Source organism: Microbacterium sp. NPDC096154, from assembly GCF_040302945.1.
Taxonomy (GTDB): Bacteria; Actinomycetota; Actinomycetes; order Actinomycetales; family Microbacteriaceae; genus Microbacterium.
The window spans coordinates 252,907-266,481 of record NZ_JBEOSM010000003.1 but is presented as its reverse complement, the minus strand read 5'-3'; the positions used below and the strand labels follow the sequence as shown (position 1 = coordinate 266,481).

Sequence of the window (13,575 nt, the reverse complement as noted above, 5' to 3'; positions counted from 1 at the left end):
ACCTCCCTGGGATCTCAGCGATGAAGAGCGGTGATTGAGGACCACATGACCGGAGCACGCGGAATCATCAAGGTGATGACCGGCTCAGCGCTAGCCCTGGCGTTGTTCACGGGATGCACTAACCAGACGCAGGCGGAACCAAACAATGGGCCCGCAACGACGCCGTCGTCGACCGCTTCACCCACTGAAATCGATGCTCCCGTTGTGTCGGCCGGAACGTCATATGAAGGCGTCGCGATCCGGGTGGAAGTGTCGCCTGTGGAGGTCCGCGATGGCATCGCACTCCTGCGCGTGGCCTATGTCGCGGAAGGGGACTCCGAGCTTCCGGCACTCGGCCTGATTCTCCGGGGCGGCATCTTCGGACAGGACGGTGCGAGCGGGCTGCGATTGTTCGACAGCAGTCAGAGTCTGGTCTATCCGGTGCTAGCCGACGGCACGGGGCATGAGCTCGCCACACGGGCGTCTGCGCTCCTCTCGGGCGGTAAGAAGGAGTCGGCCTTTTCGCTGTCGGTTCACGCCGCTCCAGCGGGCAAAACTGTTGATCTCCTGATCCCGAGGCTGGGCTGGGTGCGCGATGTCCCCGTCGTTGACGCGGACGAGTCCTTCGCCGAGGACCTCTCCAACTTAGGTGGAGCTCCCGTGCGTACTGAGGCGATTCCGCTACGTACCTATATGGAGGCGTACGACGAAGCCACCGCGACGAGATCGGAAGGCGAGACGGTCACGATGACGCTGGCTTCGGACGTGCTCTTCGCAACTGGGGCCTTCTCGCTGGACTCCACCGCGGCAACCGCAGTGGACGCAGCCGCGGCTGAGATTCTCGCCTCGGCCGACGAGGGCGACGTGCATGTGGTGGGTCACACCGACGACGTCGATACTCCAGAGTCGAACCAGACGCTCTCGGAGAAACGAGCGCAGGCGGTGGCGTCGCGCATGAGGACGGCGCTTGGCGACGCATTCACGGTCGTGGCTTCGGGTGAGGGCGAGACGAATCCGGTCGCATCCGGTACATCTGTGGAGGCACGAGCCGCCAATCGGCGCGTGGAGATCTCGTTCAACGGCGTGCAGAACTTGAAGAGCGCCGAGGCGAAGTCTGCGCTCCCCGACGCGGCCGAACCGGTCGTCGCAGCCGGCGACCAAGCTCAGATCCGACTGCGTGAAGGCGATAACACGGAGTTCGCTTTGCGGGTGGCGTCAGTGGTGAGGGATGGACAGGCCCTCATCGGGACGTTCGAGCTGAGCCTCGCGAGCGGGGAGGCCCGTGGAGCCTTCACGGATGCCATGGGGAAGCCAAACGTCTTCAGCGCATCGCGGCGAGGCTTCGCTCTGACCGCTGCCCACACGGGGACCCTCACCGTGTCGTTGCTGACGCCCGAGGGGCGGGTGTTTCCATTTGACTACGAAGTGCCTGGACAAGGTGGCCAGGCGGTCCGTCGCACTCTGGGCGACGAAGTCGTGAACGGGGGGCTGGAGGCAGTCGGCCAGAAGACGCTTGTCACAGTGGTATGGCCCGACACGGGCCAGGACAACGTCACGATTGAGGTTCCGGGTCGCGCACGATTCATCGACGTCCCAGTCACGACCACCGGTAAGGGTCAGCGTTGATCCGTAAGACGCCGAGGCGAATCCCCGCCGATCGCGGCGCCGGAAGCGTCGAGTACGTCGGCATCGTCGCCGTGGTGGTCGTGATCATCGTCGCGCTGGTGATGCAGGCCACCCCGATCGGCGGCACGATCGCGGCGGAGATCTGTCGCGCCTTCGGCACCGAGTGCGGGACCTCGACGGGGACGGAGGAGGCCACCCCGATCCCGGAGCCGACCCGTGCCTGCACGGTGTTGAGTAACTCCGAGGACTATGCCGTCGAGGGATCGGTGATGTTCATCGACGGTGGTGCTGGGCTTCAGTTCCGCCGTGAGGTGAAGAGCGACGGCACCATCGACGTGACGGTCCTCGGCTCTGTCGAGGGCGGTGGGTCCGTCAAAGCTCCGGGGGCGGAAGCCGAGATCAGCGGCGGCGTCATCGAAAATGTGCCGCTCGGCGGAGATGGTGACGTGGGTGTCAGTGCCAATGCCGATGCCGGGTGGAAAGTGGGGGCCGGGTTCGGCCAGGTATTTACGTTCGAGGGCGACGACGCGGCCGCACAGGCAGACCGGCTCATTGAATTCACCAAGTGGAAGCAGGGCGCGACTGCCGTAGGCGCGCTTGGACATCCCGCGCTGGGAGTTGCCTCCGGTTTCCTCGCGGAGATGAGCTACAAGTGGTTCAACGACTATGAGCCGCCAGCGCCGTCCGCGACACTGTTCGAAGCTCGCGGTGGAGTTGAAGCGAGCGCGGACGCTGACGTGCTTCTCGGCGGCGTCGGTGCGGAGGGCGAGGCGGAAGGCGTTCTCGGCTTCAGATTCAATGCCGATGGCAGCACGACCGTGCACCTCGAAGGCGGGATCGGTGCCTCGGGTGAAGCCAGCTTCTTCACAGCGGGCGGTGAACTCTCAGGGAATGCCGCGTTGGTCGGCGAAGTCACACTCGACTCCGATGGAAACCTGATTGAGGTCGCGATGGCAGGGGCGGCGTCAGGCGAGGGAAGTATCGGGATCACTGACCTCTTCGGCAATCCGCTGAGCGATCTGAGTGCATCAGGCGGGCAGGGCGTGGTCGCGCGAGCGCAGGTAGATGTCACCGACGCGAATCGCGCACAGGTGCTGGAGGCACTGGCGCGCGCAGGCTTGCCTCTGGTGCGGGCTGATCTCGTTGGCGCGGGCGACGACTATGCCAGCGCTTCGGAGGCTCTCGACTTCCTCATGACTGAGTCCCAGCGAACCGGAGGAACGACTCTGGAGTACGCCGATGTCAGCAGTGACACCATGCTCGCGGCAGCGCTGGGAGGACGTTTACCCGGCGTCGGTGGCGCAAATCTCGGGTTCTCGGCAACGAGCGGCGAGGAGAAGCTGAACGACGCGTTCTATTTGGCGGAGACCGGATGGGTCAACTGGAGGAACTGCACACGATGAGAAACCTCAACATCATCCTGCTCGGAATGACTCTGATCACAGCCACCTTGACAGGCTGCACGGCACAGGTTGGGGGAGAAACGTCCGAACAGCCCACGAGCCCGTCCCAGTTGCCAGGGGCCCCCGAAGGAGAGGTGGTCCACGTTGAGCCGGCGAGACGCATCGACGGGGCCACGGAATGGGCGACCGACGGCATCGTCATCGAGGTGCCGCAGGGTAAGGAGACTCGCCGGGAAGTGGTCGAGGGCTCGGTGCAACTATTCGTATACGACGCTGAGGACGACGGCGAGACCGCATACGTGCGGGTACCACGCGCGAACGGCCCGGTCGGGGATGCCGACGTCGACACGCAGACCGCAATGAATGTGGCCACATATCGCGTCAATGGCGCTGCAGTGGAAAATCAGCCTGCCGTATGGGAGGGGTGGGCGTATGCAAATTCGATTCGCGCGACGCTCGAATCGAATGGTGAGTCCGTAGACATGGTGGAGTTCGATATGCGGGATGAGGGCGGAGAACTGTTGGTTATGGCGATGGCACGTACCGGCAGTGGTCAAGAGGTCGAGGAGACCTGGCAGTACGAAGTTCTCCGGACGGTGCGGAAGGCGCCGTGATCTGGCCTACCGTCCTGCTGTCACTGGCTGCGCTTCTCCTGTTGGCGACACCGGTGGTCGGCGTCTTCGCCTGGCGGGCGTGGGATCTGGAACGTGGTGTGCCACGGGTCCAGGTGCCTGCGCGGGTGCTCGCGAAACACAGCCCTGGCGTCGTCGGGCAGTTTGTGCGCCTCAGGTTCGAGCCTCGCTGGCACTACGAGCTTGACGTGGAATATCCCGGACCGTCAGGGGAGCCCCTCGTCGCCCGTGTAAAGGTCGATAACGCGCCAACGCAGTCGCGACCCGAGCCGTTCGACGGCACGGTGTGGGTTTCGAGATTCGATCCCTCTGACGTATCCGTCCACCCCACGGGCCGCAAGGTCAAGTCATTCAGACTCATTGTCACAACCGGACTGTGCCTCGGTGGCGCGATTCTGTGCGGCATCTTCGGCGGGATCGAGTGGGTGACGACGTGGTTCGAGCTGAACGTTCCGGGATTCACGCGGTGAGGGCGAGCCGATGAAGCGAATCGACATCCGCACCGCTGTCTGGGTGGTCGTCCTCGACGCGATCTCATACGTCGTCGTCTACTGGCTGCTGCTGCCGGCGTTCGCCGAGGTGCTGGCGGCGTTGAACGAGGCGACGCTGCTCGGCATCACACACGTGATTAGTGCGGTGCGGCTCGTTTTCGTGGGCGTGCTCGCGGCTCGATCGTTCCGCGCCCGCTGCGGCTTCGAGCGCCGCGGTGAGGTGCTTCCCTCGCTCGCGCTCGGGGCGACGGTCGCGATGCTGCTGCAACTCGGCAGCGGGGTGGCCGTGCGCGCCTATGTCGGCGCGCCGCAGGAAGCGCTCGGCGTGGTGCTACTCGCCTCCGCCGAGTGGATCGTCTTCCCGCTCCTCGGGCTCCTCTTCGTGCAACCGGGGCCGGCGGATGCCGCGCGGCTGCGTCGCCGACGCCCGGCTGGGGCATCCGAGCGCGGGGCCATGTCGGTCGCCGCGATCCCGGCCGTCGCGGGGCTCGTGATCGTCGCGACCATGCTCATCCTGATGCTCGGTTCGGCGACGTCCGATCGGCGTCAGGCGACCACCGCAGCCGACGCGGCGGCGCTCGCCGCAGCGCAGGAGTGGGATCGCCGTCTCGGCGGGGTGTTCGGCCTGCACGCGGGCGCGGGGTCTCACCTCGGCTTCTGGGGCCTGGCGGGGCTCCCGGTGCTGGGACAGGGAGTGCAGGACGCGATGGTCGCGCGAGCCTCCGAGTTGGCGCAGCGCAACGACGCAGAGCTCACCGGCTTCCGCGTCGATCCGTGGCGCCGCGAGGTCACCGTCACCGTGCGCCACCACGACACGGTGCCCGACACCGATGAGCGGATGGAGGCGTCGGCCACCGCGCGCATCGAGCTCACCGGCGGGCTCTGCGTGCACGGCCTGAGCATCGGCTACCTCGTGGACGGCGTCTGCGTGACCACACCGGCTGCCGAACCGACGCGGGAACCTGAGCCGGAGCCGACGCCCGGCGCCGCGCCGGATCCGGGTGCAACGCCCGAACCGACCCCCACACCGTTCGAACCGCCGACGCTCGCGGGATACGGGTCGGAGGTCGTTCTCGTCGGCTGACAGGTAGTTTCCGCAAGCGTCACCGGAGGGGGAGCCCGACACCGTTGATGTGCTCTTGGGTGATGGCCTTCCCGGATTCGCGCAGGTGCTCGTGACCTACGTTGAGGACGCGGGGTGACGGGCGTCGCAACGGGTCTCCGGCCGGTGATGATCATGGCGTTGACACCTGCTGTTCGAATTCGATTCAGCGGAGCTGGCGGAGGTTGCCCGGGAGCCACTGGCAGACATCGCCACCGACATTCCCCATCGAGCTTCGGTGTCAGTTGACGGCCACACCGATTCGATCGGCGAAGACGCCTACAACGACGACTTGCCTCAGAGTCGCGCGGATGCAGTAGGGGCCGTGCTCGGCCGCGCGCGTCCGGGACCTCAAGTTGAGCGTCACCGGGCACGGGGAGCGGAATTGATCGTTAGGAACGGAGAGGGCGATCAGTCATCGAACCGAACGAGTCGAGATCTCGTATGACATGACCACCGGATAGGCGCGCAGTTCCCTCGCCCCGCTCCCTGCCGCTGCACTTCGGCGGGGTAGATGTGGCGTCACAGATTCCAGCCGTCGTGCGAGGTGAGGACGGTGCAGCCCAGGCGCACCTCAAGCTCCTGCACGGCGCGCGCTGCCTGTCGCGCGACCTCTTCGGGTGGTCTGGCGAAGCGGCTCAGGGCTGTGCCCGGATCGAGGCTGAGGATTCGCGCCACTTCCTCGTCATCGACTCCGGCCTTCACATCGTGGTCGATCCGGGTGAACGGGATCTGCGTCTCGCCGGTATCGATCATGGCCACCATATCGATCATGCGTCGAAGCACTCGAGGATCGCTGTTGCGGGTCGCCAGGACGGTCTGCTGGGGTGCCTTCGTGGGCAGCAGCCCATAGCTCATGCCCTCGGGAAGCTGCGTGAACATGATGTCCCATGCCACGTTCCAGGCCTTCGCCGCGAGCTCGTCGGGATCTCGTGACCCGGAGAGCGCGAAGAAGCCCTCCACCTCCGTCCGTGAGCGGTCGTCGCCGGCGAGCAGAGCCACGGCGATCGCCGTCACAGCCGAGATCCGCACTCCCAGCACGTCGGTCGTCCACGTCGCGTACTGCTCGATCGCCCAGAGCGGGCCCTTGGAGCGACGGCGGGCGGTCTGGCCGCGAAGATCCAGCAGATAGAGCAACGCGCCGTACGCGGGCATCACGAAAAGCCGCGGATCGGGCATATCGGCTTCGCGGGCGAGCGACACGCGGGGCCAGACACGGTCGCGCGAGACGGGAGGATGACGACTCGCGAAGGCGCGTCCGATCTCCTCCTTCGTCCAGTGGATCACCTGCTCCGCCGCATAGGCGAGGGGTCGGCGCCGCGTGACGTCATAGCCGCGGCCGCGAACCCACGACGCTTCCCCCACGGCCCAGCCGTAATTGATGTCCACGGAGGGGCGCCTGGTGTACGGAAACAGCGTGAGCAGGTCTTCGAGGCCGTCGCGACGCCGCCTCGTTCCGAAATAGAAGTCATGGATGTCGATGAGCACATTGGTGTCCATCACGATGAGCGTCGGCGCGACATCCGAATCCGCATGCGTGCCGAGCAGCGTGTACTCGCCGATCTGCCTCATGCCGGGATCGTCGCGACCAGGACACGAATGCGGCAGACGGCAAACACGGCCGTCCCGCCGTGAACCGCCACCGTGTCCCACTTATGGCCCGTTTGCTGTCGACCGTGTCCCACTTGCGGCCCGTCAGCCTGCGACATACGGGCCACAAGTGGGACACGGCCGCCGCCGTGGGACACGGCCGCCACCGTGTAACACGGCCGCCACCGTGTAACACGGCCGCCGCCGTGGGACACGCCGCCGCCGTGGGACACGGCTCCGCCGGCGCCGCCGAATAGCCGGCGGCCTCACCCCTCACGCCACGAGCAGATAACCCGCCCCGGCGATGGTCAGCGCGATCACGATGCGCTCGAAGGTGCGTTGATCCAGACGGCTCAGCAGCGCGCGGCCGAGGAACGCGCCGACCACGACGCCGGGAACCAGCACCAGGTCCATCAGCAGCGTGGCGGGGTCGATGATGCCCAGCCCGACCGAGAACGGCACCTTGGCGAGGTTGATGCCCGCGAAGAACCACGCGGTCGTGCCGAGGAACTGCCGCATCGGGAACCGTGCCGCGAGGAAGTACATCGACATCACGGGGCCGGCGGCGTTGGCCACCATGGTGCTGAACCCGCCGAGCGTGCCGTAGGTCGCCGCCGCGACGCGGCCGGCACCGGGAGCCTCCGCAGACCGTCGCCGGCGCCACAGCGTGACGCCGGTCACGAGCAGCAGGATGGCGCCGATCACCTTGCGGGTCCATGTGTCCGACGCGAACGCGAGGAACACCGACCCGAGCACGAGGCCCGCCAGCACCGCGGGGATCAGGGGCAGCAGCGCCCGCAGCCGCGCGTGGCGTCGGTGCAGCCACAGCGCGAACGCGTCGCCCACGATCAGCAGGATGAGCAGAGCCCCTGTCGACTCCTTCGCCGGCAGGATGGCGGCGAACAGCGCGATCGCCACCGTGTTCGCGCCGGGCAGTGCGGCCTTGGACACGCCCACGGCGACCGCCGCGATCGCGAGTGCGCCCCACGCGAGGGCGGTCAGGTCGGGCATCCGCTCAGGCTATCGGGACCGAGGGCACAGCCCGCGGCGTCAGCCGAGCGCGACCTCGAACACCTGATCGCCCGCGGTCACGCGGTAGTCGCCCTTCCAGCCCTCGATGCGCACCCCGCCTTCCGCGTCGGTGCGCATCGTCGTGGGCGGCATCCACCACTCGCCCCGGATCATCCCGTGCAGCCGGTCGTACGACGGCTTGCGGCTGCCGTCGACGCGCAGCAGGCCGATCGGCGCCCCGAGCCAGGCGCCGGCGTCGGTGATGCCCCAGTAGGTGATCGCCTCGACCGCCGGGTGCCCGACCAGCGTGCGGTAGAGGCGCTCGATCTCATCGGCCTGCCGCTGTTCGCCCTCGTGTGTCGACGGCCACGACTCGACGACGTAGTCGTTCAGGTCCTCGATGTCGGCAGGCATGATGTCGCCCGAGACGAGGCTCGACTCCGTGAAATGCAGCGGCAGTCCGAAGCGCGCGAAGCGGTCGGCCACCTCAAGCAGGTTCTCCTCGCCGCGGAAGCCCTGGTGCATGTGCGTCTGCAGGCCGATCGCGTCGATCCGCACGCCGGCCTCGAGCGCATCGTCGATCACCCGCTCGTAGCGCTCGGACAGGTCGAAGTCGTTGATCAGCAGCGTCGCATCCGGGTTCGCGGTATGCGCCGTGTCGAACGCAAGCTTCACGATGCCCGTGCGGCCCAGCTCGCGCGCGAGGCGCGACACCGCGTTCGGCACGCCGTCGGGCTCGTTGACGAAATGGGGCATGATGGCGACCTCGTTGATGGCGTCCCACGTGTCGATGAGCCCCGCGAAGTCGCCGGCCTCGCGGGCGACGCGCTCGCGCAGGAGCCGCTCGACCTCGTCCGTCGGCAGCGGGTCCAGCCACTCGGCCTTCACGGTGTGCCACACGAGCGGATGCCCCTTGAGCCTCACGCCGCGCTCGGCGAACCACCGCGCCGCAGTCAGCAGCCGTGCGGTGTCGGGCCGCCCGCGCTCAGGCTCGAAGCGGCCCCAGTAGAAAGGCAGCGTGGCGGTGTCGAACAGCGCCAGCCAGTCGTCCGCCAGCTGCGACAGGTCGGCTTCGCCGTTCGCGTGCGGCACGAGCTCGAAGCCGATGTTGCCGAAGCCGAACGCATGCCGCACCTGCTCCACGACGACGTCGCGGTGGGCGAGCGGCTCGCCCGTCGGTGCCGTGAGCGTCAGATCGCGTGCGGCCGTGCGGTGGGAGAGGTTCATGTCACTCCTTCGGGGGCGCGGTGGATCCGCGCACGACCAGCTCGATCGGCAGGCGGATGTGCTCGGCCGGCCCGCCCTTCAGCATCGACAGCAGGACGTGCACTGCCGACGAGCCCATCTCGGGCAGCGACTGCCGGATCGTCGTGAGCGCGGGAACGCCGCTCGACGCCTCCGGCACGTCGTCGAATCCCACCACCGACAGGTCGTCGGGCACCCGCAGCCCACGCGACTCGGCGACGCGGATCGTCTCGATCGCCGAGAGGTCGTTGGCCGCGAAGATCGCCGTCGGAGGGTCCGCGCGGTCGAGCAGCGCGGTCGCGGCCGCGGTCGTCTCGGCCGCACGGTAGCCGCCGTCGCGCACCAGGGTCGGGTCGAATCGGATGCCCGCGGTCTCGAGAGCCTCGCGGTAGCCCTGCTCGCGCAGCTCGGCCGACTCGAGGTCGGAGCGTCCGCGCACGTGCCCGATGCGGCGGTGCCCCAGTGCGATCAGGTGGTCGGTCGCGGCACGCGCGCCCCCCAGGTTGTCGGTGTCGACGGTGGCGGGCCCCGCGGGGCCGGTGTGCGGGTCGATCGCGACGACCGGCACGGGGGAGTCGGGCAGCGCCACGGTCGGCGTCACGATGATCGCGCCGTCGATGAGCGTGCCGCCGAGGCGCGAGAGAGAGCGCTTCTCCCATCCGGTGTGCACGCCCGCCGAGACGCTTCCGGCGTAGGCGAGGACGTCGTACTCCGTGTCCTGCAGAGCGCTGGACACGCCGCGCAGCAGTTGCAGGGCGAACGGCTCGAACTCGGCCACGAGCACGCCGATCACCTGCGTGCGCTGTCGTCGCATGGATGCCGCCACGAGTGAACTCTGGTACCCCAGGTCGTCGACGACCCGCATGACCCGCGTGCTCGTCGCCGCCGCGATGCCGTCGCGGCCGTTGATCACCTTCGACACGGTCGCGACGGACACTCCGGCTGCCCGCGCGACGTCGCTGATCGTGATCCGCCGGTTTGCCCGATGGCTCACTGGATTCGCGCTCATGATCCCCCCACGCTAGCCCTCCGGATCCGCGCCACGGCGTTGTGACCGGTCGTGTCCGGTGCGAGCTGCGGTTCGAGCATATCGATTCGGAAAACGTTATCGATAACGTTTGACAGGCGGATGCGCCGATGTCACAGTGGTTCGGACGCGCCTGGAGGTCCCGACAACAGCGTGGGCGGGCGTGGCCTTACTCGATGAAGAGGAGACCTGCACATGATGGTTCGCAAGGCATGGACGGCCGCTGCGGCGGTCGTCGCGCTCGGGGCGCTCACGCTCTCGGGCTGCGCAGCCGGCGGTGGCGGCAACAGCGGCGGCGGCGGCGACGGGGAGGCCGTCGAGCTGCAGATGTGGCACAACTCGACCACGGGCCCCGGCAAGGAGTTCTGGGATGAGGCGGCGGCGGCCTACACCGAGGAGCACCCCGAGGTGACGTTCAACGTCACGTCGATCCAGAACGAGGACATGGACGGCAAGCTGCAGACCGCCGTCAACTCGGGTGACATGCCCGACATCTTCATGGCGCGCGGCGGCGGCAAGCTCGCCGACATCGTCGCGGCCGGCAAGGTCAAGGACCTGACCGACCTGATCAGCGACGACGTCAAGCAGGCGTTCGGCGACGCGTCGTTCAGCGCGTTCACGGTCGACGGCAAGGTCTACGGCGTTCCCACGGCCGTGCTGCCCGGCGGCATGTTCTACAGCAAGGATCTGTTCGAGCAGGCCGGCATCACCGAGACGCCGACCACGATCGACGAGCTGGGCGACGCCGTCGAGAAGCTGAAGGACGCGGGCATCCAGCCCATCGCCCTGGGTGCCAAGGATGCCTGGCCCGCCGCGCACTGGTACTACTTCTTCGCGCTGCGCGCCTGCGATCAGGACACCATTACGAACCTGACCACCCAGGCCGACTTCACGGACGAGTGCTGGCTCCAGGCCGCCGAGGACTTCCAGGACTTCGCCGGCACCGAGCCCTTCAACAAGGGCTTCCTGACGACTCCCGCCCAGGAAGGCGCCAGCTCGTCGGCTGGTCTGGTCGCGAACCACAAGGCCGCCATGGAACTCATGGGCGCCTGGAACGTCGGCGTCATCGCGAGCCTCACGCCCGACGAGAAGCCGCTGCCCGACCTCGGCTGGTTCCCGTTCCCGGCTGTCGACGGCGGCGCCGGCGACCCGACCGCGATGATGGGCGGCGTCGACGGCTACGCGTGCGCCGCGGATGCTCCCGCCGCGTGCGAGGACTTCCTCAACTTCGTCTCGGGCAAGGAGTGGCAGGAGAAGTACGCCGTCGCCTTCCAGACGATCCCCGCCTCGCAGGAGGCCACGGGCGCCGTCGAGGACCCGTCGCTGCAGCCGCTCATGGAGGCGTACGGCGATGCCGCGTATGTCACCCTGTGGCTCGACACGGCCCTGGGCCAGAACGTCGGCAACGCGCTGAACACGAGCGTCGTGGAGATGCTCGCCGGTCAGGGCAGCCCCGAGAAGCTCGTCGACACGGTCAGCACGGCCGCGGCGCGAGGCTGATCGCGCACCATGACCGACATTCAGGCACCGCGTCCGACGACGTCCGTGCCTGAGAGGATCGCGCCCACCGGGGTCGACGGCTCGCCGTCGGCCCCGGTGCGGCGCAAGCCGCGGGCCGACTGGCGCAAGCGCGGCGAGATCGCGCTCCTCTCGGGCCCCGCACTGCTCGTCTTCGTCGGCTTCGTCATCTTCCCGGTGGCGATGGCCGCGTTCTACGGATTCTTCAAGTGGAACGGCTTCGGCTGGCCCACCGAGTTCGTGGGGCTCGACAACTACGTCCTCATGTGGCAGGACGAGACCTTCCGCGCCGCGGTCGGCCACAACTTCTTCATCGTGGTCGCATCGCTCGTGCTGCAGGGGCCGATCGCCATCCTGTTCGCCCTGCTGCTGAACCAGAAGATCCGCGGCCGCTCGATCATCCGCGTGCTGATCTTCGTGCCGTACGTGATCTCCGAGGTCGTGGTGGGAACGGGCTGGAGCCTCATGCTCCAGGACACCGGCGCAGTCAACTCGCTCCTGGAGAAGTGGGGTCTCGAGGGGCTGCAGCAGTCCTGGCTGGCAGACCCCTCCATCGCCATGTGGACGCTCATGATCGTCATCACGTGGAAGTACATCGGCTTCGCCGTGATCCTGATGCTCGCCGGCATGCAGTCGATTCCGGAGGAGCTCTATGAGGCCGCCGCGATCGACGGCGCCGGCTTCTGGAAGACCCAGTGGAGCATCACGCTGCCGCTGCTCGGCCCCACCATCCGCATCTGGGCCTTCCTGTCGATCATCGGCTCGCTCCAGCTGTTCGACCTGGTCAACATCATCTGGGGCCAGTACATCGCCGCGACGGCGGGCACCTCGACGATGGCGACATACATGTATCAGAACGGTCACCTCGCCGGCAGCTACGGCTACGGAAACGCCGTCGCGGTGATGCTGTTCCTCATCTCGCTCACGGTCGCGCTCATCTACCAGCGCTTCGTGCTGCGACGCGACACCGAGGGCGCCCTCACGGGTGCGAGCGGAAAGGGCCGCAAGCGATGACGACCACACCCCTCATGACGTCGGTCGCGATCCAGGCCGTCGACCCGCGCGGGCGGCGCAAGGCGCCCAAGACGCGCTGGGGCAGCCCCGGCGTGTATCTGCTCGCCCTGGTGCTGATCACGATCTGCATCACGCCGGTGCTGTACATCATCATCGGCGGGTTCCGCACGAACGCGCAGATCACCACCGATCCGTCGGGCTTCCCTGCCCCCTGGCAGCTCGCCAACTACGGCGAGGTGCTGGCCGGAGCCGAGTTCTGGACGGCCATGCTCAACTCGACGGTCTCGGCGCTCGGCACCACGGTGGGCGCGGTCGTGCTGGGCGTGATGGCGAGCTACGTGATCGCGCGCTACGAGTTCAACGGCAAGGGCATCATGTACGCCCTGTTCGCCGCCGGGCTGATGTTCCCGATCACGGTCGCGATCACGCCGCTGTATCTGCTGATCCGCAATCTGGGCCTCGTGAACAGCCTGGCCGGCATCATCCTGCCGCAGATCGCCTTCGCGCTGCCGACGACGATCATCATCCTGGTGCCGTTCCTGCGGGCCATCCCCAAGGAGCTCGAGGAGGCCGCCTCGATCGACGGCACCAGCCGGCTCGGCTTCTTCTGGCGCATGGTGATCCCGCTCAGCCTTCCGGGCGTGATCACGACCGGCATCCTGGCGTTCGTCGGCGCGTGGAACGGCTACATGCTGCCGCTGTTCATCCTGAGCGACGCGAGTCTGTTCACCCTGCCGCTCGGGGTGCAGAACTACGCGTCGCAGTACTCGGTCGACACGGCGCGCGTGCTGGCCTACACCTCGCTGTCCATGGTGCCCGCGCTGATCTTCTTCAGCCTGTTCGAGCGCCGCATCGTCGGCGGTCTGACGGGCGCGGTCAAGGGATGACCGACGCCCTGACCGACGCTCGCGCCGCCGACCGCACTTCTCTGGAGACA

At 67.6% G+C, this 13,575-nt stretch carries 13 protein-coding genes; 9 read left to right on the top strand and 4 right to left on the bottom strand.

Annotated elements, in window-relative coordinates:
• Positions 1 to 45: 45 nt before the first annotated feature.
• The 6 genes from ABTW64_RS05910 to ABTW64_RS05885 all read left to right on the top strand — a co-directional run bounded on the left by ABTW64_RS05910 (position 46) and on the right by ABTW64_RS05885 (position 5,681).
• Positions 46 to 1,605, top strand: a complete 1,560-nt coding sequence (locus ABTW64_RS05910) for an OmpA family protein (RefSeq protein ID WP_350620228.1) — start codon at positions 46 to 48, stop codon at positions 1,603 to 1,605.
• Entirely contained in the window at positions 1,602 to 3,008 is a 1,407-nt protein-coding gene (locus ABTW64_RS05905) for a hypothetical protein (protein ID WP_350620226.1), read from the top strand. Before ABTW64_RS05910 ends, ABTW64_RS05905 begins: the two co-directional genes overlap by 4 nt.
• Positions 2,978 to 3,622, top strand: a complete 645-nt coding sequence (locus ABTW64_RS05900; protein ID WP_350620224.1) for a hypothetical protein — start codon at positions 2,978 to 2,980, stop codon at positions 3,620 to 3,622. The genes ABTW64_RS05905 and ABTW64_RS05900 overlap by 31 nt, the downstream gene beginning before the upstream one ends.
• Entirely contained in the window at positions 3,619 to 4,110 is a 492-nt protein-coding gene (locus ABTW64_RS05895) for a hypothetical protein (protein ID WP_350620222.1), read from the top strand. Before ABTW64_RS05900 ends, ABTW64_RS05895 begins: the two co-directional genes overlap by 4 nt.
• A gap of 10 nt (positions 4,111 to 4,120) precedes the next feature.
• Positions 4,121 to 5,215: a pilus assembly protein TadG-related protein gene (locus ABTW64_RS05890; RefSeq protein WP_350620220.1), complete on the top strand. Its 1,095-nt coding sequence runs from the start codon at positions 4,121 to 4,123 to the stop codon at positions 5,213 to 5,215.
• Between the two features lie 166 nt (positions 5,216 to 5,381).
• Positions 5,382 to 5,681, top strand: coding sequence for an OmpA family protein (locus ABTW64_RS05885; protein ID WP_350620519.1), 300 nt, complete (start codon positions 5,382 to 5,384; stop codon positions 5,679 to 5,681).
• Between the two features lie 74 nt (positions 5,682 to 5,755).
• On the opposite strand, the gene ABTW64_RS05880 is transcribed toward ABTW64_RS05885, so the two are convergent.
• The 4 genes from ABTW64_RS05880 to ABTW64_RS05865 all read right to left on the bottom strand — a co-directional run bounded on the left by ABTW64_RS05880 (position 5,756) and on the right by ABTW64_RS05865 (position 10,088).
• Positions 5,756 to 6,805 (bottom strand): hypothetical protein, encoded by a 1,050-nt coding sequence (locus ABTW64_RS05880; RefSeq protein WP_350620218.1) that lies wholly within the window; start codon positions 6,803 to 6,805, stop codon positions 5,756 to 5,758.
• A gap of 291 nt (positions 6,806 to 7,096) precedes the next feature.
• The gene (locus ABTW64_RS05875; protein ID WP_350620216.1) at positions 7,097 to 7,834 is read right to left on the bottom strand and encodes a sulfite exporter TauE/SafE family protein; all 738 of its coding nucleotides are present in this window, start codon (positions 7,832 to 7,834) and stop codon (positions 7,097 to 7,099) included.
• 39 nt (positions 7,835 to 7,873) lie between these two features.
• Positions 7,874 to 9,061 carry an endo-1,4-beta-xylanase gene (locus ABTW64_RS05870; protein ID WP_350620214.1) on the bottom strand — a complete coding sequence of 396 codons (1,188 nt, stop codon included), beginning with the start codon at positions 9,059 to 9,061 and terminating at the stop codon, positions 7,874 to 7,876.
• 1 nt (position 9,062) lies between these two features.
• Positions 9,063 to 10,088 carry a LacI family DNA-binding transcriptional regulator gene (locus tag ABTW64_RS05865; RefSeq protein ID WP_350620212.1) on the bottom strand — a complete coding sequence of 342 codons (1,026 nt, stop codon included), beginning with the start codon at positions 10,086 to 10,088 and terminating at the stop codon, positions 9,063 to 9,065.
• 213 nt (positions 10,089 to 10,301) lie between these two features.
• Between ABTW64_RS05865 and ABTW64_RS05860 the strand changes: the two genes are divergently transcribed.
• Genes ABTW64_RS05860 through ABTW64_RS05850 form a run of 3 tightly spaced genes read left to right on the top strand, consistent with a single transcriptional unit; the run spans position 10,302 to position 13,525 of the window.
• Positions 10,302 to 11,606, top strand: coding sequence for an extracellular solute-binding protein (locus ABTW64_RS05860; protein WP_350620210.1), 1,305 nt, complete (start codon positions 10,302 to 10,304; stop codon positions 11,604 to 11,606).
• Between the two features lie 9 nt (positions 11,607 to 11,615).
• Positions 11,616 to 12,638: a carbohydrate ABC transporter permease gene (locus ABTW64_RS05855; protein WP_350620207.1), complete on the top strand. Its 1,023-nt coding sequence runs from the start codon at positions 11,616 to 11,618 to the stop codon at positions 12,636 to 12,638.
• On the top strand, positions 12,635 to 13,525 hold the full coding sequence (locus ABTW64_RS05850; RefSeq protein WP_350620205.1) for a carbohydrate ABC transporter permease: 891 nt from the start codon (positions 12,635 to 12,637) through the stop codon (positions 13,523 to 13,525). Before ABTW64_RS05855 ends, ABTW64_RS05850 begins: the two co-directional genes overlap by 4 nt.
• The last annotated feature ends 50 nt before the right edge of the window (positions 13,526 to 13,575 follow it).

Excerpts from the sequence above, each read along its gene's own strand:
- ABTW64_RS05910 (WP_350620228.1), top strand. The coding sequence starts at position 46 with ATGACCGGAGCACGCGGAATCATCAAGGTGATGACCGGCTCAGCGCTA.
- ABTW64_RS05900 (WP_350620224.1), top strand. The coding sequence starts at position 2,978 with ATGGGTCAACTGGAGGAACTGCACACGATGAGAAACCTCAACATCATC.
- ABTW64_RS05890 (WP_350620220.1), top strand. The coding sequence starts at position 4,121 with ATGAAGCGAATCGACATCCGCACCGCTGTCTGGGTGGTCGTCCTCGAC.
- ABTW64_RS05880 (WP_350620218.1), bottom strand. The coding sequence starts at position 6,805 with ATGAGGCAGATCGGCGAGTACACGCTGCTCGGCACGCATGCGGATTCG.
- ABTW64_RS05875 (WP_350620216.1), bottom strand. The coding sequence starts at position 7,834 with ATGCCCGACCTGACCGCCCTCGCGTGGGGCGCACTCGCGATCGCGGCG.
- ABTW64_RS05870 (WP_350620214.1), bottom strand. The coding sequence starts at position 9,061 with ATGAACCTCTCCCACCGCACGGCCGCACGCGATCTGACGCTCACGGCA.
- ABTW64_RS05865 (WP_350620212.1), bottom strand. The coding sequence starts at position 10,088 with ATGAGCGCGAATCCAGTGAGCCATCGGGCAAACCGGCGGATCACGATC.
- ABTW64_RS05860 (WP_350620210.1), top strand. The coding sequence starts at position 10,302 with ATGATGGTTCGCAAGGCATGGACGGCCGCTGCGGCGGTCGTCGCGCTC.
- ABTW64_RS05855 (WP_350620207.1), top strand. The coding sequence starts at position 11,616 with ATGACCGACATTCAGGCACCGCGTCCGACGACGTCCGTGCCTGAGAGG.
- ABTW64_RS05850 (WP_350620205.1), top strand. The coding sequence starts at position 12,635 with ATGACGACCACACCCCTCATGACGTCGGTCGCGATCCAGGCCGTCGAC.